Below are 21,938 nucleotides of genomic sequence, written 5' to 3'. Positions count from 1 at the left end.
ACCATGACGGCAGTACAACCACGCGCGCTGGTCACCGGCGCCGGCACCATCAACCCGCTGGGTTCCAGCGTCAAGGAAACCTGGGAGGCCCTGCTTGAGGGCCGGTCCGGGATCGGGCCGCTGGAGCAGGACTGGGCAGGGCAGTTGCCCGTCAAAATCGCAGGGCAGGTCACCGCAGACCTTTCGGAGCACCTCAGTACCCGCGAGATGAAGCGGATGGACCGGTGCGGCCAGTTGGCGCTGATCGCGGCGCGCGAGGCATGGGCGCAGGCCGGCGCCCCCGAGGTGGATCCGGAGCGGTTCGCCGTGGTGATCGGCTCCGCTTACGGCGGGCTCGGTTCCACCATCGAGCAGGACCGGGTGCTGGCCGAATCGGGCCCCCGGAAGGTTTCGCCGCATACCCTCACCCGCCTCATGGTCAACGGTCCGGCCGCGTGGGTGTCCATCGACCTTGGCGCCCGTGGCGGCGCCCGGACGCCTGTCAGCGCTTGCGCCTCCGGGGCTGAGGCGATTGTCCAGGCAGCCGAGATGATCCGCTCCGGTGCTGCCGACGTCGTGATTGCCGGCGGCGTGGACGCCTCCGTCAACGACCTTGTGATCACCGGCTTCTCCCAGATCCGTGCCCTGTCCACGCGGTCGGATGACCCCAAGCTGGCCTCGCGCCCGTTCGACGGCGGCCGCGACGGGTTTGTGCTGGCAGAGGGCGCCGGCGTGGTGGTGCTGGAGAGCGAGGAGCACGCCCGTGCCCGCGGCGCCGCCGTCCTTGGTGCCGTGGCAGGCGGAGCCGTGACCTCCGACGCGAACGACATCGTGGCCGCGGACCCCGCCATGCAGCGGCGGGTCATGCAGAAGGCGCTGGACTCGGCGGGCATGCGGCCGGCTGATATCGGATTCGTCCACGCGCACGCCACCTCCACCCCTGTGGGGGACCGGCTGGAGGGCCAGGCAATCAACGCGGTCTTCGGCGCTGACGTGCCGGTCACTTCCACCAAGGGGCATACCGGCCACCTGCTGGGCGGCGCCGGTTCCCTGGCCGCCGTCGTGGTCCTCGAAGCGCTGCGGACCGGGAAGGTCCCCGGGACGCTGAACGTGGAAGCGCTGGACCCGGAAGTGGACCTTAACGTCCTCACCGAAGGCACCCACCAGCTTCCGCCGGGTTATGCCCCGGCCGGGCTGGTGAATGCCTTCGGTTTTGGCGGCCACAGCGTGGCGCTGGTGCTTACCGCGGGTTAGGCCCTGCTGGGGAGCGGCGCCGTGTTGGGCAGTTCCGGCGTCTCGGTCGACGCCTCAGCCCCGCTGCGGCGTTCCTTCAGGAAGTAGACCAGGCCGGCTGCCGCCGCCGAAGCCGCAGCCAGGGCGAATAGTCCCGGAATGACGCTGCCGGTCTGCTCCTTGATGATGCCGAAACCGAAAGGTGCCACGAACCCGCCCAGGTTGCCCAGCGAGTTGATGATGGCGATGGCCGGAGCCAGCACCAGCGGGTGCAGTCCGGACTGCGGGATGGTCCAGAACAGCGGTGAGGCGCTCTTGAACCCCATGGCCGCTACGGCCAGGAACACCAGCGCCAGCCCGGGCGAGGCCACGGCCGCCGCGTAGGTACCGATGGCTGCCACCAGGAGCGCGACCACCAGCAGGGGCTTCCTGGACCTGGCCTTGTCCTGCCACTTCGCCGCGAAGTACATCGCGAACACGGCGCAGATCCAGGGGATGGAGGAGAGGAAACCTGCGGAGAGGTCGGTGGTCCCGGGAATCCGCTTGATGATGCTTGGCAGCCAGAAGGTGTTGGCGTAGATGGACAGCTGGATGGCGAAGTAGATGCCGCACAGGAGCAGGATCTGCGGGTTCAGCAGCATCTTCCAGCGGTTGACCTTTCCGCTCTCCGCCTTGGCGTGCCCGGCGTCCTCCGCATCGATGGCCTGGGACAGCGCGTCCTTTTCGGCGGGGGAGAGCCACCTGGCGTCGGCGATTTTCGCGTCCAGCAGGAAGAACACAGTGACGCCCACCAGGACGGACAGAATGCCTTCGAACCCGAAGAGCCACTGCCAGCCGCGCATTCCCAGGGCGCCGTTGAGGCTCAGCAGCATGCCGGCGATGGGGCCGGAAATCGCCGCGGCAACCGAGGAACCGGCGATGAAGACCGCCGTCGCCTTTCCGCGCTGGCCGGCAGGAACCCAGCGGGCGAAGTAGAAGATGACGGCCGGGAAGAAGCCGGCCTCTGCGGCGCCCAGGAGGAACCGCAGGACGTAGAACATGGTCTCGTTCTGCACGAACGCCATCAGGAAGGAGACGATGCCCCAGCTGACCATGATCCTGGTCAGCCAGACCTTGGCGCCGTACTTTTCCATCATCACGTTGCTGGGGAGCTCAAAGATGGCATAGGCGATAAAGAACAGGCCGGCACCGAAACCATAAGCGGCGGCGCCGATTCCCACGTCAGCCTGGAGGTGGTCCTGGGCGTAGCCGATGTTTGAGCGGTTCAGCTGGTTGCAGACCAGCATGACCAGCATGACCGGGAGCACGCGCTTGAAGAATTTCCTGGTGGCAGATGCCAGGTCCAGGACGGCGTTGTCCACAGACTTCATTGAATGTTTCCTTTGGGAGGGGTGTTGGCAAGGCGGGGGCCTTGGAGAAACTTACCGGACTTGCGGTTGCCGGCTTTCATTACTTGCTGTCGCGACTTGGCTGTCGTGGCCTGGCCCATTACCTGACCAGGCACGGCCGCTTGGGGTCGAAGGACCAGCCGTCGATGTAGTACTGCATGCCGATGCTGTCGTCACGGGCATCCAGGCCGTGCTCAAGGTACAGCTGGTGCGCCTTGTCCAGCGCGTCCCGGTCCAGCTCGATCCCCAGGCCGGGAGCCGCCGGGACTTCGATGGCGCCGCCCTTGATCTGCAGCGGCTCCTTGGTGAGGCCCTGTCCGTCCTGCCAGATCCAGTGCGTGTCCAGTGCCGTGATCCCACCGGGGGCGGCGGCTCCGGTGTGGGTGAACATGGCCAGCGAGATGTCGAAGTGGTTGTTGGAGTGCGAGCCCCAGGTGAGGCCGAACTCGTTGCACAGCTGGGCCACCCGGACCGAGCCGTGCATGGTCCAGAAGTGCGGATCGGCCAGCGGGATGTCCACGGCGTTGCTGCGGATGGCATGCGACATTTCGCGCCAGTCCGTCGCGATCATGTTGGTGGCGGTCTTCAGTCCGGTGGCCCGGCGGAACTCGGCCATCACTTCGCGGCCGGAGAACCGACCTTCGGCGCCGCAGGGGTCCTCTGCATACGCCACCACGCCCTGCATCCGCTTGCCCAGCCGGATTGCCTCCTCCAGCAGCCAGCCGCCGTTCGGGTCGAGCGTGACCCTGGCCTCCGGGAACCGCTTGGCGAGTGCCGTGACCACGTCCACTTCGTCGTCGCCGGACAGCACGCCGCCCTTGAGCTTGAAGTCGGAGAAGCCATAGCGTTCCTGGGCGGCTTCGGCCAGCGCGACGACGGCTTCCGGAGTCATGGCCTCCTGGCGCCGGAGTTTTTCCCAGCGGTCCGACGGCGACTCCTCCACCAGGTACGGCAGGTCGGTTCGCGTGTGGTCGCCGATGAAGAACAGGTACCCGAGCATCGGCACGGACGTCCGCTGCTGCCCGTCGCCGAGCAGTTCCGCGACGGGAACGCCGAGGAACTGGCCGTGCAGGTCCAGCAGGGCGGACTCGACGGCGGTGACGGCGTGGACGGTGGTGCGCAGGTCGAACGTCTGCAGCCCGCGCCCGCCGGCGTCCCGGTCCGCGAATCCCGCGGCGATTTCCCGCAGCAGGGAGCGGTACCGGGCCACGGGCTTGCCCTTGATCAGGACGCCGGCTTCCTGGATGGTGCTGCGGATTTTTTCGCCGCCGGGAACCTCACCGAGGCCGGTGCGGCCGTCCGAGTCGGTAATGATCACCACATTGCGGGTGAAGAACGGGCCGTGGGCGCCGCTGAGGTTCATCAGCATGCTGTCGTAGCCGGCTACCGGTACAACTTCGATGGCGGCAATGGTGGGCTGGTTGCTCATACGTTGCTCTCTGCTTTCTCTGCGGCGGAAACCACTTCGCCGTCGATGCGCCGGTTGAGGTGCCAGGGGTTGGCGTCCTGCAGGGCTGCCGGGAGCAGTTCCTGGGGGAGGTTCTGGTAGGCCACGGGACGCAGGAAGCGGTTGATCGCCAGGGTTCCAACGGAGGTGGTGCGCGAGTCCGAGGTGGCGGGGAAGGGGCCGCCGTGGACCATGGCGTGGCCGACTTCGACGCCGGTGGGCCAGCCGTTGACAATGATGCGTCCCACTTTTTGCTCCAGGACGGGGATAAGCGGCGCCGCTGTTGGATAGTCCTGTTCGGTGAGCTGCAGGGACGCGGTGAGCTGGCCTTCCATCCGGCCGGCTGCCTGGAGGAGGTCCTGGATGGAGCTGTAGCGGATCACCAGGGACGCGGCGCCGAAGATTTCCTCATGCAGGACGTGGTTGCTGGTGAATTCGGTGACGCCCGTGCCGAAGATGGTGGGCGCCGGGGCGTTCTCGGTGGGGCCGGGAGTGCCCTGGCCGATGAGTTCGACGCCGGCTGCCGCGCCAAGGTTTTCCGTCCCGGCGTTCCAGGACTTGGCAATGCCTTCGGTGAGCATGGTCTGACCGGCGCAGGCGGACACGGCACGTCCGACGGCGGCAGCGAGTTTGTCCCCTGCCTCGCCTTCGGGGGCGAACAGGAGTCCGGGGGAGGTGCAGAGCTGGCCGGAACTTCCGGTGACGGCGGTGACGTACTGCTGTGCAAGGGCGTCGACGTCGCCCTCGAGGGCGCCCTCGAAGACAAAGACCGGGTTCAGTGACGACATCTCCGCGTACACGGGAATCGGCTCGGGGCGGGCGGCCGCGGTTTTCATCAGGGCGATGCCTGCAGCCTGGGAGCCGGTGAAGCCGACCGCCTTGATGGCGGGGTCCGCCACGAGGGCCTGGCCGATGCTGGAACCGGGACCGTAGATCAGGGAGAACACGCCGGGGTGCAGCCCTGCGTCCTTGACGGCCTGGGTCACCGCCTGGCCCACCAGTTCGCTGGTGCCGGGATGGGCGTTGTGGGCCTTGAAGACCACCGGGCAGCCTGCGGCGAGGGCCGAGGCGGTGTCTCCGCCCGCCGTCGAGAACGCCAGCGGGAAGTTGCTGGCGCCGAACACGGCGACGGGACCCAGGGGGAGCTGCCGCTGCCGGATGTCAGCCCGGGGGAGCGGGGTCCGGTCCGGGAGGGCGGGGTCGATGCGGACGCCGCGGAAGTCGCCTTGCCGCACCACGTCCGCGAAGAGGCGCAGCTGGCCGGTGGTGCGGGCCCGCTCACCGGTGAGCCGCGCCGCCGGGAGCCCTGTTTCCTGGCCGGCGCGGATGATCAGTTCCTCGCCCAGGGCGTCGATGTTGTCCGCGATCGCTTCGAGGAAGGACGCGTGGGTTTCCGGGTCAAGGGTGCTGAAGGACGGGAAGGCCTCGGCGGCCGCTGCCGTGGCGGCTTTCAACTGTTCTTCCGTGATCAGCGAGTAGGCGGGCTCCAGGGCCTGGTTGGTGGCCGGGTTGAACCCGCTGGTGGTTTTGCCTTCGCCGGTAACGGGCCGGCCGGCGATGAGTGAATGTCCGTTGAGGGTCATGGTGGGGCTCCTGTGTCTGCAGCGACGGCTAGGAAACGGTGGCGATCAGGGCTTTGAGGTCCGCGAAGTCCTGATCGTTGAGGTTCTGCAGCGGCGGCCGCACCGGGCCGGCGGGACGGCCCACGGCATCAAGGCCGGCCTTGACGATGGAAACAGAGTAGCCCTTCACGCGGTCGCGGATGTCCAGGTAGGGGATGACGAAGTCGTTGAGCTTCCTGTTCACCGCGGCCCGGTCCTGGTTGCGGACGTCCTGGTAGAAGTCCAGTGCGAACTGGGGGACGAAGTTGTACATGGCGCTGGAGTACGTGCTCATGCCGAGCTGCAGGAGGGGAAGGGCGAAGGTCTCGGCGGTCGGGAGGCCGCCCAGGTAGAAGAGGCGGTCGCCGAGCTTGGCGTAAACGCGGGCATCGTGTTCCAGGTCGCCCACACCGTCCTTGAAGCCGATCAGGTTCTGGTGCCGCTCGGCGAGGGTTGCCACCGTGGTGTCCCGGTAGATGGCGTTGGCCCGGTTGTAGATGATGACGCCCAGGGAGGTGGCCCGGCAGACCGCGCTGACGTGTTCCACGAGCCCGTCCTGGTCTGCCTCCGTGAGGTACGGGGGCAGGAGGAGGATGCCTTCTGCGCCGGCAGCCTCGGCAGCCTTCGCATTTTCGATGGCCTGCGCCGTGGAGCCACCGGCGGAGGCAAGGACGGGGATGCGGCTGCCCACCTCCTCGACGGCTGTCCGCACCACGTGCTCCGACTCGGCAGGAGTCAGGGAGAACCCTTCGCCGGTGCCGCCGGCCGCGAACAGGCCCGCCACCGGAAAGCTCGCCTGCCACGCCAGGTGCTTGCGGTAGTTCTCCTCATCGACCTGGAGCTGGGCATCGAACGGGGTCACGGGAAAGGACAGCAGGCCTTCCTTGAGCGTGTCCGCCAGTTCCTGGGGTGTGTACTTTGCCACGGTGTGGGTCCTCCGGGTGTGTGCGCCGCGGGCGGCAGGCTGATGATTCCGTTCCCACAGTAGGAGCGCCCTCGATGCCTGTCTAAGTGCATTTTTATATGCGTTGATACCTTTGCTGCATTACTGACCGGAGGGGCGCCGGTTACTCCATGGCGAACTCAAGGTCCCGAAGGAGGCGCGACAGCGCAGGATTGGTGACCCTCCGGTTCCACAGCGCATGCAGCTCCACCTGTTCGTGGTCGCCACCCTCCAGCGGGAGGAATTCAACGCCGCGGATACCTAGCATGGTGGCCGAGTGGGGCACGAAGGCCAGCCCGCGCTTGGCCGCCACCAGCGACACCATGGTGAGGATCTGGCTCACCGTGTGCACCACGTTGGTGTGGCGGATGGGGAGCATGCGCACCACCAGGTCATAGAAGTAGCGGGCCTGGGTGGCCGAGTGCATGATCAGGGGCTCATCGCTGAAATCGTCCGCGGCAATGCTCCGTTCCAGCTTCGTCAGCGGGTGCCCCTCGGGGACGGCCAGCATCATGGACTCGCGGTAGAGGAGATGCGAGTCAAAGGTCTCCCGGTCGAACGGCGGCCGTGCCAGCCCCAGGTCCAGTTCGCCCGTCAGCAGCCCGGCCAACTGGTCTCCGGTCACCAGTTCCTGCAGCTCGATGTCCACATCGGGGATGATGCCCGCGAGTTCCTCCAGCAGCGGACCCAGGATGCTGAAGCCGCTGGCCGCGGTGAAGCCTATCCGCAGGACGCCGGATTTGCCGGAAGCGATGCGGCGTGCGGTGACAGGTGCCCGCTCCGCGAGTGCCATGAGCCGGCGGGCCTCGTCCAGGAACGTCCGGCCGGCAGATGTCAGCTCCACTTTCCTGTTGTCCCGCTCCAGCAGTTCGGCGCCCACGGCCTTTTCGAGTTTCTGGATTTGCCGGCTCAGTGGCGGCTGCGTCATATTCAGGCGTTCTGCCGCCCTGCCGAAGTGGAGTTCCTCCGCTACGGCGATGAATCCGGCCAGTTGGTCGAAAGTGAACATGATGCCTTCCGGGTATCAAATGATGCAGATATGGGCTTAGACAGGCATCATAACTGCTCCCTACACTCGACACAGCGAGGCGGGGGTGACCCGCTTCACAGATGTACCGGGCGTCCCAGCCCGCACCTGCGCTTGCACCTAGGAGTCCCAATGATGCACTTCCCGTCCCGCCGCGCCGTTCTCGGAACGGCGTCGGCCTTCACCCTGCTGGCACTGACAGCCTGCGGCGGCAACGTTGCCGGCGGAGCCGCAGCCGGCAACCCGTCCAAGTACCCGGCCGGGCCCGTAACAATGACCGTGGGACAGGCCGCCGGCGGCAGCACGGACCTGATCGCCAGGGCGCTTGCAGACGGCGCCGCCAAGACCCTCGGAGCCCCGATGCCCGTGGTGAACAAGCCGGGCGCCAACGGCGCCCTCGCCACCAAGGAAGTTGCCGGCAAGACGGCCGACGGCCAGGAGCTGGTACTCCTCACAGCCTCCCTGGTCACCATCACCCCCCTTGCCGTGAGCAAGGACGAGGCAGTGAACCTCGACGACCTGGACATCATCACTGGACTTTCGCAGGACGACTACGTGCTGGTGGCCAGCCAGGGCTCCGGGTTCAGGAGCTTCAAGGACGTCACCGCCGCCGGCCGGAACGTCACGTTCGGGACCACCGGCGTGGGCACGGGCAGCCAGCTGGCCCAGACCGTCCTGTTCAAGCAGGCCAACGTGCAGGGCACCGATGTGCCGTTCGACAGTGGTAAGCCGGCACTGACCGCCGTCCTGGGCAACCAGGTGGAGCTGGCCACTGTCCAGCTGGGCGAAGCCATGGCACAGATCCAGGCCGGAAAAGTCACCCCTCTGCTGGTCTTCTCCGAAGGGCGCAACAGCTTCCTGCCTGACGTTCCGTCCGCCAAGGAAGCCGGCTACGACGTTCCCGTGGCACAGTACCGTGCGGTCGCGGCTCCCAAGGGCACTCCCCAGGAGGTCAAGGACAAGCTCGCCGCTGCATTCAAGGACACGTTCAAGACCGACGCCTACCAGGAGTTCAACAAGAAGAACCTCCTGACGCCCAAGGAGATCTCCGGCGAGGAAGTGGTAACGCAGTGGAAGGACTACGCCGCGAAGTACAAGTCCCTGGTGGAGAAGCACGGCATCAGCCTCAACGGGAACAAGTAACGGCCATGGGGACTACTCCAGCAGTGGCTGCCGGGCGGGGCGGCAGCTCCGCCCTTCCGCCGGGCTGTGACGGCCCGGAAGACCTGCCCGAGGCCCTGACCCCCGAAGAACTGGCTGCGCAGTGGGAGGAGGAAAAGCCTCCCGCTGCAGGCCCGCTCGCCAACGCGGCCTCATCCCTGGTGGTGCTCGCCGTCGGAACCGCCGCCCTGGCGCTGTCAGTTTCCATGGGCCTTGGCACTCCGGAGAAGCCCGAACCGGGGCTGTGGCCCTTCCTGACCAGCTGCGTGATGGTGGCCCTGGCCATCTTCCAGCTGGTGTGGGGCCGGCACAACCGGGACGCGGAGAAGTTCACCCGGATGTCCTTCGCGCCCCTCACTGGCCTGGCCACGCTGGCCGCCATGGTGGCGCTGATGCCGTTGATCGGGTTCGAGATTCCCGCCCTCATCCTGTGCATCATCTGGATGAAGTTCCTGGGCAGCGAGACCTGGCGTTCCACCCTCGTGATCAGTGCCATCGTCGTCGCGTCCTTCTACGGGATCTTCGTGCTGGCGCTGGGCACTTCCATCCCCCACCTCTTCTAGGAGACCGCCGTGGATTTCCTCAATCCTGTGATCAACGGTTTTTCCGTCGTCCTGGAACCAATGAACCTTCTCTACTGCCTGATTGGCGTGGTGATCGGCATGCTGATCGGCGTGCTGCCCGGGCTGGGCCCGGCCGCCACCATCGCCATCCTGCTTCCGCTGACCTACAGCGTGGAGCCGGTCACCGCCATCATCATGCTCGCCGGCATCTTCTACGGCGCCCAGTACGGTGGCACCATCACGTCCGTCCTGCTCCGGCTTCCCGGTGAGGCATCCTCCGTGGTCACCGTCTTCGACGGGTACCAGATGGCCAGGCAGGGCAAGGCCGGCACGGCCCTGGGCCTGGCGGCCATTGGGTCCTTCATCGGCGGAACCGCCTCGATTATCGGCCTGACCTTCCTGGCTCCCGTGGTGGCGGGCTTCGCGCTCGACTTCGGACCCGCGGAGTACTCCGCGCTGGCGCTGCTGGGCATCCTGCTGGTGGCAACCATCAGCGGAGGCGCCAAGGCCAAGGCACTCATCGCGGCCGCCGTCGGACTCCTGCTCGCTACCGTCGGCCGCGATATCTTTACCGGCGAAAGCCGCTTCACCTTCGGCAGCCTGCAGCTCGCGGACGGGATCGACTTCGTGCCCATCGCCATGGGCCTCTTCGGACTGGGCGAGATCCTCTACAACCTCGAGGAGCGGCACCGGGCTGCCAAGGCGCCGTCGAAGGTCTCGAATGTCTGGCCCTCCAGGTCCGACCTCAAGCAGGCATCGGGAGCCATTACCCGCGGCTCGGTCCTGGGCTTCTTCCTGGGCATTCTGCCCGGCGGCGGCGCCACCATCGCTTCCATGGCCTCGTATGCCATGGAGAAGAAACGGGCCAAGCAGCCGGAGCGGTTCGGCAAGGGCGCACCGGAAGGCGTGGCCGGCCCGGAAACCGCGAACAACGCGGCGGCAACGTCGTCGTTCATCCCGCTGCTGACCCTTGGCATTCCCGCCAACGCCACCATGGCGCTGATGTTCGGCGCGCTGCTGATCCAGGGTGTGACGCCTGGCCCGCAGCTGGTGGAACAGAACCCGGAGCTCTTCTGGGGCGTGGTCAACTCCATGTACATCGGCAACATCCTGCTGCTGATCATGAGCCTGCCCCTGGTGGGGATCTTCGTCCGCATCCTCCGCGTCCGGGCAGCCATCCTGGCGCCGGTCACCGCCCTGATCACCCTGCTGGGGGCCTACACCATCAACAACAGCATGTTCGACGTGACCCTGGTGGTGTTCTTCGGCGTGGTGGGCTACCTGATGAAGAAGTTCGGCTTCGAGCCCGGTCCGCTGGTTCTGGCCTTCGTCCTCGGCGAGCTGCTGGAAAGCTCACTGCGCCGCTCCCTGCTGGTCTTCGGCGGCGACGCCACCGGCTTCTTCACCCGCCCCATCTCGGCAACACTGCTGGTGGTCTTCGTGCTGGTGGCCGTGCTGCCGGGCCTCCGCAGCATGCTGGCCAAGCGCAAGGGCACGACGGCGGCAGTCGCCTCCGCCACGGACAGCACCAACAACATCAAGGAGAAGGTATGAGCATCATCGTTGGGTTCGTCCCCACGCCTGCCGGCGAGGCAGCCCTCGCCGCTGGGATCGCCGAAGCGCGGCTCCGGCAAAAGGACCTGTACATCGTGAACTCCGCCCGCCAGGGGGCGCTGGTGGACAAGTCCGTGGCCCCGGAGGACGTCCTGGCCCAGGCCGCGAAAAAGGCGGCCGACGCCGGAGTCAATGCCACCGTCATCCAGCCGCCGTACGAGCACGACCTGGCGGACGAGTTCCTGGACGTGGCCAGGGAAGTTGATGCTTCGCTGATCGTGATCGGCCTCCGCCACCGCACCCAGGTGGGCAAGTTCATCCTCGGCAGCCACGCCCAGCAGATCCTGATGCAGGCGGACCGGCCGGTGCTGGCCGTGAAGGCAGGGGTGCGTTCTTAATGGGTCGGGGCTTCACGCCAGCGCGGCGTCGCTGACCAGGGCACTAAGGATGGGCAGCTGGCCCTTCACGAGCTTGAGCCGCGCCTCCTGCTCGGGGAACCAGCGGGCGTCGTCGATTTCGGGGTAATGCTGGATCCTGCCGGACCCCTTGGGCCATTCCAGCGGAAACGTGTTGCTGCTGATCACGGCCGGGGCGAAGTCGGCCTGGGCTGCGAAGACCGTGATGAGCTTTCCGGACGGTTGCCGGAAATCGCCCAGAAGCCGGTACTCGGCGTCCGGGGCCGCGGTGCCCATTTCCTCGGCGAACTCGCGCAGCGCGGCAGCGCGTGGGTCTTCGCCCTCGCTGTATTCGCCTTTCGGAATCGACCAGGCATGCGCGTCCTTGCGGGCCCAGAACGGGCCGCCCATGTGGGCGATCCACACCTGCAGGCCCTCCCGGGCGCCGGCGGGCATGGCCGGGTCCTGCCGGTACAGCAGGATGCCGGCGCTTCGAATGGGCATTGATCCTCCAAGAAAGCCGCTGGGAACAGGAAAGGAAGTTGCCGTCCGCCGTTAACGTGGAGTTCACGGCCCTGCTTTAGGTTATTCCTTCAGGCACTCTGCCAGGCACTCTGGTCGAAAGGGACGGGACCACTCATGGCCAACATTGCCGAGGTTTTGGGGCGGCTTACGCCCGAAGAAGTCGATGAACTCCGCAGCCTTGGGCCGCAGGGCCACCTGCCGCGGCATCTGGTGGATGCCCTGGACCGTGCCGCCGGGGGAGCCGGATCGGGCCGCGGCTATTACGTGGTGAACGGCAACGTGAGCGCCACCGGCGGCCCCCTCCTCGTGCTGCACAGCGACGTTTCCAGCTGGCTGGCCGGCACGGGTTCCTGACCCACGTCGCCTGCCGACGGCGCGGTTCCTCCTGAGGGGCAGAACGGGAGCTCCCTGCGATGGCGGGTCAGGATTCCGGCAGGATGAATGTTGCCCTGGTACCCCGGCCGGGTTCACTCTCCAGGCTGATTGATCCGCCGTGGCCCTCAACAATGGTCTTGCTCACCGGCAGGCCCAGGCCGGCGCCGGGAATGGCGGTTTCACGCGACCGGGCCGAACGGAAGAACTTGCTGAAGGCCTGCTCCTGCTCCTCCCCGGTCATCCCCAAGCCGGTGTCCGTGATGGAGCAGGCCAGGCCCTCCCGGGTCCGGAAGGCCCGGGCGGTTATCAGGCCGCCGTTGGGGGAGTACTTGATGGCGTTCGAAAGCAGGTTCCGGATCACCTGGCCGATCCGTGCCGGATCCATCCTGGCATGAAGCGGCTGCTCCACATCGAGCACCAGCTGCAGTCCGTTGCCGGCAGCCGTGGGCGAAGCTGCGTCCACCTCCCGGGCCACCAGCCGGGCAAGGTCCGCCTGCTCCAGCGCGAGGTCCACGCGTTCCGAGGCGACCGCAATGAGGTCGTTGACGAGTCCCAGCAGGTGTTCGGCATTCCGGCGCACCACCAGGAGCTCGTCGCGGATGTCCTCATGCCCGGGTTCGTCCAGGACCAGTTCCAGGTAGCCGAGGATGGATGTCAGGGGGGTCCGCAGCTCGTGCGAAACCGTGGCAACGAAGTTGTCCTTGGCCGCCAGCGCACCGATCAGGCTGGTGACGTCCACAAACGTGATGACGGCGCCGCCTTCCTGCCCGCCCGCCGGAGGAAACCCGTGCGAGCTCACGGAATAGGCGCGCTGCCGGTCCGCCGGGCCGGCCCAGTACAGCTCGTCAATGAAGGCTTCTCCCGCTGCGGCGCGGGCAGCGGGAAGCAGGTTTGCCGGCACTGGAGTGGAGCGGTCGGCGGACATCAGGGGTGCCTGGCCCCCTGCCGGGCTGATGACGCCGGCAAGGGCAGGGTCCGCGTGCATTGCCCTGTTTGCCAGCACCGTGTTCCCTTTGGCGTCCACCACCCAAACGCCCAAGCCAACCGCCCTGAGCACTGCGTCGAGCAGGGCCTGCCGGCGGACGCTTTCACCGAGTGTTCGGCCCAGGTGCAGTTCGTTTTCCATGAGCTTGATCCGCTGGCGCCGGATGGTTGTGGCCATCACATGCGCGGTCACCGCTATGACTGACAGGACCAGGGGAAGGATCAGGGTCCTGATCATCGATCCCCCCAGCACCGGGGAGCCCTGGACAACAGACGGAACCACGGTACTGAGGACTGCCCCGGCCATGGCCAGGACAGGCATGTACGGCCGGTCGTGGACGGAGAGCCAGATGACGGGGAACACCAGCATGATGCTGAGGACGTTGAAGGGCGGGCCTCCCGCCTCACGGGTGAACCCGATGGCCAGGCAGTCGAGCAGCGGGATGACGGCGAACGCACCTGCAGGGAGCCGGCCCCAGGGTGTTGCAAAGCACGCCGCGGCAATTGCCAGATGGAAGAGCAGCGCCGCCACGAACAGGTTGTCGTCGAACGTCTTCGGGCTGAAGATTGCCGTGGCGATCACCACGAGTGCAACCGTGGCCGTGACCGGCAGCTGGCTTGCGGCCACGCGCTTCCGGATGCTCAGGCCTTCGAGCAGTCCGTCAATCCGGTCCGACACAACCGGCTGCACAGGCGCCATGCGTACGCGGCCCGCACGGTCGGCGGTGCCCTGCTGTTCCTTGATTGCCATGCTTCCCCCAGCGCAGAAACCAAAAGCCTCCGTCTGCAAGAAGGTTTTGCACCAACAGTACCCGCCGAAAGCCCTGCAGAAACCAGGGCAGGGCGTTCCGTGGGCGCCGGCAATCTCCTGCCGCTACCCGATCAGGAGGCTGAGCGCTTCCGTGAGGTGTTCCACTTCCCGGACCGAAAACCCTGCAGGCACAGGGCCCGGGCCGGTGTGGCTGGCCGGAACCACGGCGTGGGTGAATCCCAGCCGGTGTGCCTCCTGGATGCGCTGGTTGATGCCCGGTACTGGCCGGACTTCACCTGCCAGCCCCACCTCGCCGAAGGCGATCAGCCGGACAGGCAGGGGCTTGCGGGCCTTGGCCGACGCCACGGCGAGGGCCACCGCAAGGTCCGTTGCCGGTTCGCTGAGCTTCACCCCGCCCACGGTGGCAACGTACGAATCGTCCTTGTGCAGCTGGGTCCCTGCGCGCTGCTGCAGCACGGCCAGGAGCATGGAAACCCGGGAACTGTCCAGCCCGCTGGTGGCCCGCCGCGGCTGAGAGTTGGGGCTTTCCGCCAGCAGCGACTGCACCTCCGCCAGCAGGGGGCGGCGCCCCTCCATGGTGACGGTGATGCAGGTCCCGGAAACCGGATCCTTGGTGCGGCTGACGAACAGCCCGCTGGGATCGGCCAGGCCGTCGATGCCGTTTTCATTCAGGTCGAAGCAGCCCACGTCATCCGTGGGCCCGTACCGGTTCTTCACGGCACGGAGCAGCCGCAGCCGGGAGTGCCGCTCACCTTCGAACTGGCACACCACATCCACCAGGTGTTCCAGCAGCCGCGGTCCGGCAATGGAACCGTCCTTCGTGACGTGGCCCACCAGCAGGGTTGTCATGTTCCGCCGCTTGGCTGCGGCAATGATGGAAGCCGCCACTTCCCGGACCTGGGACACGCCACCGGCACTGCCGTCCACGTCCGCGCTGCTGAGCGTCTGCACCGAGTCCACGATCAGCAGCCGAGGTTCGATCTTCTCCACCTGCCCCAGCGCCTGCCCAAGGTCCGTCTCCGCTGACAGGTAGAGGGATTCGGCGACGGCGTCGATCCGCTCCGCCCGCAGCTTCACCTGGGCGGCCGACTCTTCGCCGGTGACATACAGGACGTCCTGGGCTGTCCGCGCGAACTTGGCGGCAACGTCCAGCAGCAGGGTGGACTTGCCGACCCCGGGCTCACCCGCCAGCAGGATGACGGCGCCGGGAACCAGTCCGCCGCCCAGCACCCTGTCCAGTTCATCCACCCCTGTTGGCAGGAACGCCGCGGTGGTGGCGTCCACGTCCGCGATCCGCCGCGCCGGCTCCACGACTGTTGTGGCCGCGGTGGTCCGCGCCACCGCCGTGCCTGTTTCCTCAACCGTGCCCCACGCCTGGCACTCGCCGCAGCGGCCCACCCACTTCACGGTGGTCCAGCCGCATTCGGCGCATTTGTATGCGGGCGCCTTGGAGGCCCGGGAAGTCTTTGTTGCCATGCGTCCAACCCTAGTGGCGGGCACCGACATCGGGCCCACCCCGCGCTGGGCCCGGCCCATCCCGCCTACAGTGCGGGCAGCACGTCCCTGGCCTCGTCCGCGTCCATGCCCGTGGCCTCCAGCAGATCCACCATCAGTGGCCGGAACAGCATCACCACCGTTTCGCCCTCCAGCCGCTGCACCTCCAGGAGTTTGGGGTGCAGGCGAAGGGCGATTTCGCTCAGGTCGCGCCGGGCCGTACGCAGATGGGCGCGGCGGACGCCGTCGTGCGATTCCGCAAGGCCCAGCGAAAGCTCATCAATCGCGGCAGCGGTCTCCTGCAGCACCTCCGCGATGCTGTCCGTGGCCTCGTCCGAGAGGGCGGCGTGGTTGATGGCGCTGGTGAGCCGCCGCGCAAAGACTCGGCTGTTGCGCAGGGCCAGGTCGATGAAGTCCAGCGACTGCTTGAGCCGGTCCAGTTCATCCCGGTGCCGGCGGTAGGCGGGCGCCAGCGTGGCAACTTCCCCGGAGGCCCGCAGCGACTGCCGCATGGCATCGACCAGGGGCTGGCAGTTCCTGCCGCGGATCAGCGCATGCCACGCTTGGGTAGAGTCGCTGTTGGCCAGCGCGGAGGCGCATTCCCGCAGCACTTCCGCCAGTTCGTGCAGCAGTTTCTGGACGTCGCGGCGTGGTTCCCGCCGTGGGTCCTTGGGCATGAGGATGGTCACCAGCAGGGCGCACAGGCCGCCCACCACCGCATCGATGCTCCGGGTGAACGGTCCGCCCGACGGCGCCGGAAGCAGCACCACCAGCAGCGACTGCAGGGCCAGTTGGGTGGTGAAGATGTTCCCGCTGTCCAGGAACCGCGCCAGCAGGATGGAGAAGAGAAGAACGACGGCGGCCACCCAGATTTCCCCGCCCAGCCAGTGCAGGAGCAGGTCGCCAACGGCGATCCCGATGGTGCAGCCCAGGCCCACTTCCATCACGCGCCGCAGCCGCGGTTCCCGCGAAAACCCGAGCGCGATCAGCGAGGAGGTGGCGGCAAACAGCGGGCCGGAGTGGCCCAGGACGTATTCCGCGAAGGCGTAGGCGCCCACCGCGCAGACGGTCATCTGGATGGCAGGGACGAACGAGTTGCGGCTCCGGATCAGGCCGGTCCGGACGCGGCTGCGCAGGAACCGTTGGGTTGCCGAGAGTCCTGCTTCGATTGCCATGGGTTCAAGTCTATTCAGTGGCGGTGGAGCACCCGGGCAGGCCACTACGGCCGGACCTGTGATCCGCGCAATGGTGACCCGGCATTTGTCAGCCAATATCCCGCCGTCGTTAATCCTCCGTTCACTTTGGACAGCCCATCCCGTTACCTGCAGCCCATAACTTACTGAAAGGTACACACCGTACGCATCGCGCAGCAGGGTTCTCCGGCCCTGTCCCGCACCTGAATAACCCTGGAAGGGGTACATCTAAGTGAAGGCACTCCGCTTCGGCCGCCACGCGGCTATCGCTGTCATCGCAGCCGGCGCACTCGCGCTCAGCGCCTGCGGTTCAGACAATGCCACGGGCACCGCTCCTGCCGGCAGCCAGTCCGCCGGCGGCACCAAGGTCACCGGCACGCTGACCGGCATCGGCTCCTCCGCCCAGGGCGCCGCCATGGACGCCTGGAAGACCAACTTTGCCTCCGCCAACTCCGGCGCCACCGTGCAGTACTCCCCGGACGGCTCCGGAGCAGGCCGCAAAGCCATCCTGGACGGCTCGGCCCAGTTCGCCGGCTCCGACGCGTACCTGAAGGATGACGAATACGCCTCCTCCAAGTCCGTCTGCGGCCCCGACGGCGCCATCAACGTCCCGGTCTACATCTCCCCGATCGCTGTGGCCTTCAACGTTCCCGGCGTCACGGACCTGAAGCTTGACGCCACCACCGTGGCCAAGATCTTCCGCGGCCAGATCACCAAGTGGAACGACCCCGCCATCGCCGCCCTGAACGCCGGTGTCTCCCTGCCCGACCTCAAGGTCACCCCGGTGAACCGCTCCGACGACTCGGGCACCACCCAGAACTTCACCGACTACCTGGCCGCCGCTGCGTCCGACGTCTGGACCGACAAGGCCGCCGGCGTCTGGCCTGCCAGCCTGCAGGGTGAGAACGCCAAGGGAACCTCCGGCGTGGTCAAGACCGTGACGGACACCCCCGGTGCCGTGACCTACGCCGACGACTCCGCCGTGAGCGGCAAGCTGGGCGTGGCCCAGATCAAGGTGGGCGAGTCCTTCACCAAGATCTCCGCCGATGCTGCCGCCAAGGCAGTGGATGCCGGCAAGCCGGTTGAAGGCCGCGCCGCCAACGACCTGTCCATCAAGCTGGACCGCAAGACCACCATCGAAGGCGCCTACCCGATCGTCCTGGTGTCCTTCCACGTCCTGTGCACCACGTACGACAAGCAGGAGACCGTGGACCTGGTCAAGGCCTTCGAGCACTACGTAGTTTCCGCTGAAGGCCAGAAGGCCGCAGCAGACTCGGCCAAGTCCGCTCCGCTGTCCTCGGACCTCGCAGCCAAGGCTGTCAAGGCGATCGACTCGATCAAGGCCAAGTCCTAGCCATCGCTGCGAACCGGGTTCCCCGCCTGCCGGAAGGCAGTGCGGGGAACTTGGCTTTGCACCCTGCATTCCCAATCCAGCAACGACTCGAAGGGCCGTCGAATGACCGCCACCCCCCTGACAAGTACCCAAGGCGCCGGACGCGCCGGGGATAAAGTCTTTTCCGGCGCCACGCTGGCAGCCGGGTGCCTGATCCTTGCCGTCCTCTTCGGCGTCGCACTGTTCCTGGTTGTCCAGGCAGTTCCCGCCCTGACCGCGCCCGCCGACAAGATCCAGGGCGGCCAGGGCTTTTTCGCCTACATCTGGCCCATCGTGATCGGCACTCTCATCGCGGCCGTCATCGCACTGGTCATCGCCACCCCCATCGCCATTGGCGTGGCGCTGTTCATCTCACACTTCGCACCGCGCCGCCTTGCCTCCGGACTGGGCTATGTGGTTGACCTGCTCGCCGCCATTCCGTCCGTGGTCTACGGTGCATGGGGTGCAGCGTTCCTGGCAAAGGAAATTTCTCCGGCGTACGTCTGGCTGGCGGCCAACATGGGCTGGCTTCCCATCTTCCAGGGTCCGGCCTCCACGACCGGAAAGACGATCCTCACCGCAGGCATCGTCCTGGCGGTCATGGTCCTGCCGATCATCACCTCGCTGTCGCGCGAGATTTTCCTGCAGACCCCCAAGCTGCATGAAGAAGCTGCGTTGGCCCTGGGCGCTACCCGCTGGGAAATGATCAAGATGGCAGTGCTGCCCTTCGGCAGGCCGGGCATCATCAGCGCCGTCATGCTGGGCCTGGGCCGCGCGCTGGGCGAAACCATGGCCGTTGCCCTGGTCCTGTCCTCCGGCGCTTTGACGGCCAGCCTGATCCAGTCCGGCAACCAAACCATCGCTGCCGAGATCGCCCTGAACTTCCCGGAAGCCAGCGGCATCAGGGTCAGCACGCTGATCGCCGCCGGCCTGGTCCTGTTCGTCATCACCCTGGCCGTGAACATGATCGCCCGCTGGGTCATCACCCGGCACAAAGAATTCTCGGGAGCCAACTAAATGACCTCCACGCTTACGCCCGTCCGCAGCAAGCGGTCGGCGCTCACCAAGGGCCAGCTGCCCAAGTATGCCCCCTACGCCGTCCTGGCTGCGGCCCTGATTGTTGGCGCCGCCATCCTGGCCCTGGTCGGCTTCAATGCGTTCGGCTGGGGACTGGTCTCCGCGATCCTGTTCGCCATCGGCCTGGTGTCCTGGAGCGCAGTGGTGGAAGGGTCCCGCAAGGCCAAGGACAAGCTGGCCACCTGCCTGGTGGTGGGCTCGTTCCTGGTGGCCCTCCTGCCCCTGGTTTCGGTGATCTGGACGGTGCTGGTGAACGGCATCCCGGGTCTTATGGACCCCGGGTTCCTCACCACCTCCATGAACGGCGTCACGGGCGCCTATGACAACAAGGCCGTGGAAAGCGGCGGCCCGGTGATGGGCGGCATCTACCACGCCCTCCTGGGCACGGTGCAGATCACCTTGCTTGCCACCGTAATTTCCGTTCCGGTAGGGCTGCTCACCGCCATCTACCTGGTGGAGTACGGCCACGACGGCCGCCTGGCCAGGGCCATCACGTTCTTCGTGGACGTCATGACCGGCATCCCCTCCATCGTGGCGGGCCTGTTCGCTGCCGCGTTCTTCTTCGTGGTGGTGGGCCCGGGCACCAAGACCGGTGCGGTGGCCGCCGTCGCGCTGTCGGTGCTGATGATCCCCGTGGTGGTCCGCTCCAGCGAGGAAATGCTCAAGATCGTCCCCAACGAACTCCGCGAGGCCGCCTACGCCCTGGGCGTGCGCAAGTGGCGCACCATCCTCAAGGTGGTTATTCCGACGGCGATTTCAGGCATCGCGTCCGGCGTCACCCTGGCGATTGCCCGGGTCATCGGCGAGACGGCGCCCATCCTTGTCACCGCCGGTTTTGCCACCAGCATCAACTCGAACGTCTTTGGCGGCTGGATGGCTTCGCTGCCCACGTTCATCTACACCCAGATCCTCAACCCCACCTCGCCCTCCAACCCGGACCCGTCCTCGCAGCGGGCCTGGGGCGCGGCGCTGGTGCTGATCATCCTGGTGATGGTCCTGAACCTGGTGGCCCGCCTGATCGCCAGGATCTTCGCCCCCAAAGCCGGCCGGTAACCAGGCCCTCCCTTCCGCCATACCGCGGCGGATCCTAGACTTCAATCCATACCCAGTAAGTGAAGGAACTCCATGTCTAAGCGCATCGACGTCAAGGACCTGAACGTGTACTACGGCGATTTCCTTGCCGTGGAGGACGTCAGCATCAACATCGAGGCCAAGTCCGTCACCGCGTTCATTGGCCCCTCCGGCTGCGGAAAGTCCACCTTCCTCCGCACCCTGAACCGCATGCACGAGGTCATCCCCGGCGCGCGCGTCGAGGGTGAGGTCCTGCTGGACGGCGACAACCTCTACGGCCCCGGCGTGGACCCCGTCACCGTGCGTTCCCAGATCGGCATGGTCTTCCAGCGCCCCAACCCGTTCCCCACCATGTCCATCCGCGACAATGTGCTGGCCGGCGTCAAGCTGAACAACAAGAAGATCTCCAAGGGTGAGGCCGACGTCCTGGTGGAGCGCTCGCTCAAGGGCGCCAACCTCTGGAACGAGGTCAAGGACCGGCTGGAGAAGCCCGGTTCCGGCCTTTCGGGCGGCCAGCAGCAGCGGCTCTGCATTGCCCGCGCCATCGCCGTGGAGCCGCAGGTGATCCTCATGGACGAGCCGTGCTCCGCCCTGGACCCCATTTCCACGCTGGCCATTGAGGACCTCATCAATGAGCTCAAGGACCAGTACACGGTGGTGATCGTTACCCACAACATGCAGCAGGCCGCGCGGGTTTCCGACCGGACGGCGTTCTTCAACATCGCGGGCACCGGCAAGCCGGGCAAGCTGATCGAATACGGCGACACCCACACGATCTTCAGCAACCCCGTCCAGAAGGCTACTGAGGACTACGTGTCCGGCCGCTTCGGATAGGGCACTCCAGCGTTGGCGATCTACTGGCCGGTTTAGTACGCTCATCTAGATACTTTTGAATCTAGTAGTAAGTCAGCTAAAGGAGTTTCGCCATGACGCAGACGGCCAGCAACGCCCTGGGCCCACAGCTTACGGTGTCCGTCCCCGGGCCGGGCGCACCGGCCCGGGATGCCGTGCTGCCCGTGGAGGGCTTTGCCGCAGCCGCCGGCCTGGCAGGACCCCTTGCCGCCGGCCCCCTGGCCCCTGAGCTCCAACCACACCTCGGGCTGGCTGCGGCCGGCCTTGAGGAAGAGGGCGATGTCCTGTCGGAGGTGTGGCGCACCAGCTCCCACCTCGAAAGCATGCAGTGGGAACTGGACAACGCCCTGCAGTCCCTGCACCAGGCGGTCCGCAACGCCTCCGCGGCCGGAGTGGCACACCACGAACTCTGCACCGCGGCGAACCTGACCGCCGAGGAGCTCGCGGCCGTCCTGATGGCCGAAACCGATGGCCCGGCCGCCATCCAGCTCTGACCGGCGCCCGCCCGGGCCCGGGCGGGCTTATTCCGGAACTTCCAGCTGGAATCCGCAATGGCAGCGCAGGACCCGGGTGGGCAGGGACACCGCGTTGAGGCCACTGCCCGTGTTGCTGCTGCGATAGCAGAGCCGCTCAACCTCGTGTTCCGCTTCCTCCATGGGGCAGCCGCAGTGGATGTACTCGTCCCCGAAGAGGATCACTTTCGCCATCCAGCGGACCTGGTTCAGGGCGGCCGCCACGTCGGCAGCGAAGGCACTGTGTTCCTGGAACAGGTTGCAGTCGTTGCAGGTGTAGGAAACCGTGACAAGGTCCCCGCCGGCGGCGCCGATGGACGTGATGGCATGAATGGTCAGCTGGTGCCCGGTTCCGCAGGCCTCGCACTGAAGTTGCCGTGGCTGTGGCAGGGGGCGCCGGAAATACGGGGAAGACATGAC

21 protein-coding genes are annotated in these 21,938 nt (G+C 66.7%); 11 read left to right on the top strand and 10 right to left on the bottom strand.

The genetic code is table 11. The annotated features are described in order from the left end of the window. The first annotated feature begins 3 nt into the window (after nucleotides 1–3). Nucleotides 4–1,233, top strand: coding sequence for a beta-ketoacyl synthase (locus FB478_RS14590; protein WP_018770945.1), 1,230 nt, complete (start codon nucleotides 4–6; stop codon nucleotides 1,231–1,233). Here the strand turns inward: FB478_RS14590 and FB478_RS14585 are convergent. The 5 genes from FB478_RS14585 to FB478_RS14565 form a co-directional block, all read right to left on the bottom strand. Continuing rightward, nucleotides 1,230–2,582 (bottom strand): MFS transporter, encoded by a 1,353-nt coding sequence (locus FB478_RS14585; protein ID WP_144600973.1) that lies wholly within the window; start codon nucleotides 2,580–2,582, stop codon nucleotides 1,230–1,232. The two genes, FB478_RS14590 and FB478_RS14585, sit on opposite strands and share 4 nt — an antisense overlap. A 118-nt stretch (nucleotides 2,583–2,700) precedes the next feature. Then, a complete protein-coding gene (locus tag FB478_RS14580) occupies nucleotides 2,701–4,029 on the bottom strand; it encodes an enolase C-terminal domain-like protein (RefSeq protein WP_144600972.1) in 1,329 nt (442 codons plus the stop codon). Then, the gene (locus tag FB478_RS14575; RefSeq protein WP_144600971.1) at nucleotides 4,026–5,630 is read right to left on the bottom strand and encodes an aldehyde dehydrogenase (NADP(+)); all 1,605 of its coding nucleotides are present in this window, start codon (nucleotides 5,628–5,630) and stop codon (nucleotides 4,026–4,028) included. The genes FB478_RS14580 and FB478_RS14575 overlap by 4 nt, the downstream gene beginning before the upstream one ends. A gap of 28 nt (nucleotides 5,631–5,658) precedes the next feature. Continuing rightward, nucleotides 5,659–6,573, bottom strand: a complete 915-nt coding sequence (kdgD, locus tag FB478_RS14570; protein WP_056388364.1) for a 5-dehydro-4-deoxyglucarate dehydratase — start codon at nucleotides 6,571–6,573, stop codon at nucleotides 5,659–5,661. A 142-nt stretch (nucleotides 6,574–6,715) separates the two neighbouring features. Further along, nucleotides 6,716–7,600: a LysR family transcriptional regulator gene (locus FB478_RS14565; RefSeq protein ID WP_056388362.1), complete on the bottom strand. Its 885-nt coding sequence runs from the start codon at nucleotides 7,598–7,600 to the stop codon at nucleotides 6,716–6,718. 150 nt (nucleotides 7,601–7,750) lie between these two features. On the opposite strand from FB478_RS14565, the gene FB478_RS14560 reads away from it, so the two are divergent. The 4 genes from FB478_RS14560 to FB478_RS14545 are packed head-to-tail and all read left to right on the top strand — an operon-like array spanning nucleotide 7,751 to nucleotide 11,294. Further along, the gene (locus tag FB478_RS14560; RefSeq protein ID WP_056388360.1) at nucleotides 7,751–8,761 is read left to right on the top strand and encodes a tripartite tricarboxylate transporter substrate binding protein; all 1,011 of its coding nucleotides are present in this window, start codon (nucleotides 7,751–7,753) and stop codon (nucleotides 8,759–8,761) included. A gap of 5 nt (nucleotides 8,762–8,766) precedes the next feature. Beyond that, a complete protein-coding gene (locus FB478_RS14555) occupies nucleotides 8,767–9,342 on the top strand; it encodes a tripartite tricarboxylate transporter TctB family protein (protein WP_056388358.1) in 576 nt (191 codons plus the stop codon). Between the two features lie 9 nt (nucleotides 9,343–9,351). After that, nucleotides 9,352–10,896: a tripartite tricarboxylate transporter permease gene (locus FB478_RS14550; protein WP_018770937.1), complete on the top strand. Its 1,545-nt coding sequence runs from the start codon at nucleotides 9,352–9,354 to the stop codon at nucleotides 10,894–10,896. Beyond that, nucleotides 10,893–11,294, top strand: coding sequence for a universal stress protein (locus FB478_RS14545; protein ID WP_018770936.1), 402 nt, complete (start codon nucleotides 10,893–10,895; stop codon nucleotides 11,292–11,294). The genes FB478_RS14550 and FB478_RS14545 overlap by 4 nt, the downstream gene beginning before the upstream one ends. 12 nt (nucleotides 11,295–11,306) lie before the next feature. On the opposite strand, the gene FB478_RS14540 is transcribed toward FB478_RS14545, so the two are convergent. Then, a complete protein-coding gene (locus FB478_RS14540) occupies nucleotides 11,307–11,795 on the bottom strand; it encodes an NUDIX domain-containing protein (protein WP_018770935.1) in 489 nt (162 codons plus the stop codon). 135 nt (nucleotides 11,796–11,930) lie between these two features. Between FB478_RS14540 and FB478_RS14535 the strand changes: the two genes are divergently transcribed. Next, nucleotides 11,931–12,170 carry a hypothetical protein gene (locus FB478_RS14535; protein ID WP_144600970.1) on the top strand — a complete coding sequence of 80 codons (240 nt, stop codon included), beginning with the start codon at nucleotides 11,931–11,933 and terminating at the stop codon, nucleotides 12,168–12,170. Between the two features lie 67 nt (nucleotides 12,171–12,237). On the opposite strand, the gene FB478_RS14530 is transcribed toward FB478_RS14535, so the two are convergent. The 3 genes from FB478_RS14530 to FB478_RS14520 form a co-directional block, all read right to left on the bottom strand. Further along, a complete protein-coding gene (locus tag FB478_RS14530) occupies nucleotides 12,238–13,926 on the bottom strand; it encodes a cell wall metabolism sensor histidine kinase WalK (protein WP_018770933.1) in 1,689 nt (562 codons plus the stop codon). Between the two features lie 123 nt (nucleotides 13,927–14,049). Further along, entirely contained in the window at nucleotides 14,050–15,423 is a 1,374-nt protein-coding gene (gene radA, locus FB478_RS14525) for a DNA repair protein RadA (protein WP_018770932.1), read from the bottom strand. A 65-nt stretch (nucleotides 15,424–15,488) separates the two neighbouring features. Next, nucleotides 15,489–16,616, bottom strand: coding sequence for an aromatic acid exporter family protein (locus tag FB478_RS14520; protein WP_018770931.1), 1,128 nt, complete (start codon nucleotides 16,614–16,616; stop codon nucleotides 15,489–15,491). A 250-nt stretch (nucleotides 16,617–16,866) separates the two neighbouring features. Here FB478_RS14520 and pstS point away from each other — a divergent pair, with 250 nt between their 5' ends. The 5 genes from pstS (at nucleotide 16,867) to FB478_RS14495 (ending at nucleotide 21,500) form a co-directional block, all read left to right on the top strand. Continuing rightward, nucleotides 16,867–17,988 carry a phosphate ABC transporter substrate-binding protein PstS gene (pstS, locus tag FB478_RS14515; RefSeq protein ID WP_018770930.1) on the top strand — a complete coding sequence of 374 codons (1,122 nt, stop codon included), beginning with the start codon at nucleotides 16,867–16,869 and terminating at the stop codon, nucleotides 17,986–17,988. A 102-nt stretch (nucleotides 17,989–18,090) separates the two neighbouring features. Next, complete coding sequence (gene pstC / locus FB478_RS14510) at nucleotides 18,091–19,023, top strand: phosphate ABC transporter permease subunit PstC (RefSeq protein WP_018770929.1); 933 nt, start codon at nucleotides 18,091–18,093, stop codon at nucleotides 19,021–19,023. Further along, nucleotides 19,024–20,136 carry a phosphate ABC transporter permease PstA gene (gene pstA / locus FB478_RS14505; RefSeq protein ID WP_056388348.1) on the top strand — a complete coding sequence of 371 codons (1,113 nt, stop codon included), beginning with the start codon at nucleotides 19,024–19,026 and terminating at the stop codon, nucleotides 20,134–20,136. Between the two features lie 72 nt (nucleotides 20,137–20,208). Next, nucleotides 20,209–20,988, top strand: a complete 780-nt coding sequence (gene pstB, locus FB478_RS14500) for a phosphate ABC transporter ATP-binding protein PstB (protein WP_018770927.1) — start codon at nucleotides 20,209–20,211, stop codon at nucleotides 20,986–20,988. Between the two features lie 92 nt (nucleotides 20,989–21,080). Beyond that, entirely contained in the window at nucleotides 21,081–21,500 is a 420-nt protein-coding gene (locus FB478_RS14495; RefSeq protein ID WP_018770926.1) for a hypothetical protein, read from the top strand. 27 nt (nucleotides 21,501–21,527) lie between these two features. Here FB478_RS14495 and FB478_RS14490 read toward each other — a convergent pair whose 3' ends face one another. Beyond that, complete coding sequence (locus tag FB478_RS14490; protein ID WP_056388345.1) at nucleotides 21,528–21,935, bottom strand: hypothetical protein; 408 nt, start codon at nucleotides 21,933–21,935, stop codon at nucleotides 21,528–21,530. Nucleotides 21,936–21,938 lie beyond the last annotated feature (3 nt).

This window comes from Arthrobacter sp. AG367 (assembly GCF_007828995.1).
Lineage (GTDB): Bacteria > Actinomycetota > Actinomycetes > Actinomycetales > Micrococcaceae > Arthrobacter.
Note: the sequence above shows the minus strand (reverse complement) of the source record. Positions and strands in the feature narration are given on the sequence as shown.

Bases quoted from the DNA above. Each gene is read 5' to 3' on its own strand.
- FB478_RS14520 (WP_018770931.1), bottom strand. From the start codon at position 16,616: ATGGCAATCGAAGCAGGACTCTCGGCAACCCAACGGTTCCTGCGCAGC.
- pstA (WP_056388348.1), top strand. From the start codon at position 19,024: ATGACCTCCACGCTTACGCCCGTCCGCAGCAAGCGGTCGGCGCTCACC.
- FB478_RS14495 (WP_018770926.1), top strand. From the start codon at position 21,081: ATGACGCAGACGGCCAGCAACGCCCTGGGCCCACAGCTTACGGTGTCC.
- FB478_RS14590 (WP_018770945.1), top strand. From the start codon at position 4: ATGACGGCAGTACAACCACGCGCGCTGGTCACCGGCGCCGGCACCATC.
- FB478_RS14565 (WP_056388362.1), bottom strand. From the start codon at position 7,600: ATGTTCACTTTCGACCAACTGGCCGGATTCATCGCCGTAGCGGAGGAA.
- FB478_RS14490 (WP_056388345.1), bottom strand. From the start codon at position 21,935: ATGTCTTCCCCGTATTTCCGGCGCCCCCTGCCACAGCCACGGCAACTT.
- FB478_RS14555 (WP_056388358.1), top strand. From the start codon at position 8,767: ATGGGGACTACTCCAGCAGTGGCTGCCGGGCGGGGCGGCAGCTCCGCC.
- FB478_RS14540 (WP_018770935.1), bottom strand. From the start codon at position 11,795: ATGCCCATTCGAAGCGCCGGCATCCTGCTGTACCGGCAGGACCCGGCC.
- FB478_RS14530 (WP_018770933.1), bottom strand. From the start codon at position 13,926: ATGGCAATCAAGGAACAGCAGGGCACCGCCGACCGTGCGGGCCGCGTA.
- FB478_RS14535 (WP_144600970.1), top strand. From the start codon at position 11,931: ATGGCCAACATTGCCGAGGTTTTGGGGCGGCTTACGCCCGAAGAAGTC.
- FB478_RS14575 (WP_144600971.1), bottom strand. From the start codon at position 5,630: ATGACCCTCAACGGACATTCACTCATCGCCGGCCGGCCCGTTACCGGC.
- FB478_RS14545 (WP_018770936.1), top strand. From the start codon at position 10,893: ATGAGCATCATCGTTGGGTTCGTCCCCACGCCTGCCGGCGAGGCAGCC.
- FB478_RS14585 (WP_144600973.1), bottom strand. From the start codon at position 2,582: ATGAAGTCTGTGGACAACGCCGTCCTGGACCTGGCATCTGCCACCAGG.
- radA (WP_018770932.1), bottom strand. From the start codon at position 15,423: ATGGCAACAAAGACTTCCCGGGCCTCCAAGGCGCCCGCATACAAATGC.
- pstB (WP_018770927.1), top strand. From the start codon at position 20,209: ATGTCTAAGCGCATCGACGTCAAGGACCTGAACGTGTACTACGGCGAT.
- pstC (WP_018770929.1), top strand. From the start codon at position 18,091: ATGACCGCCACCCCCCTGACAAGTACCCAAGGCGCCGGACGCGCCGGG.
- FB478_RS14580 (WP_144600972.1), bottom strand. From the start codon at position 4,029: ATGAGCAACCAGCCCACCATTGCCGCCATCGAAGTTGTACCGGTAGCC.
- FB478_RS14560 (WP_056388360.1), top strand. From the start codon at position 7,751: ATGATGCACTTCCCGTCCCGCCGCGCCGTTCTCGGAACGGCGTCGGCC.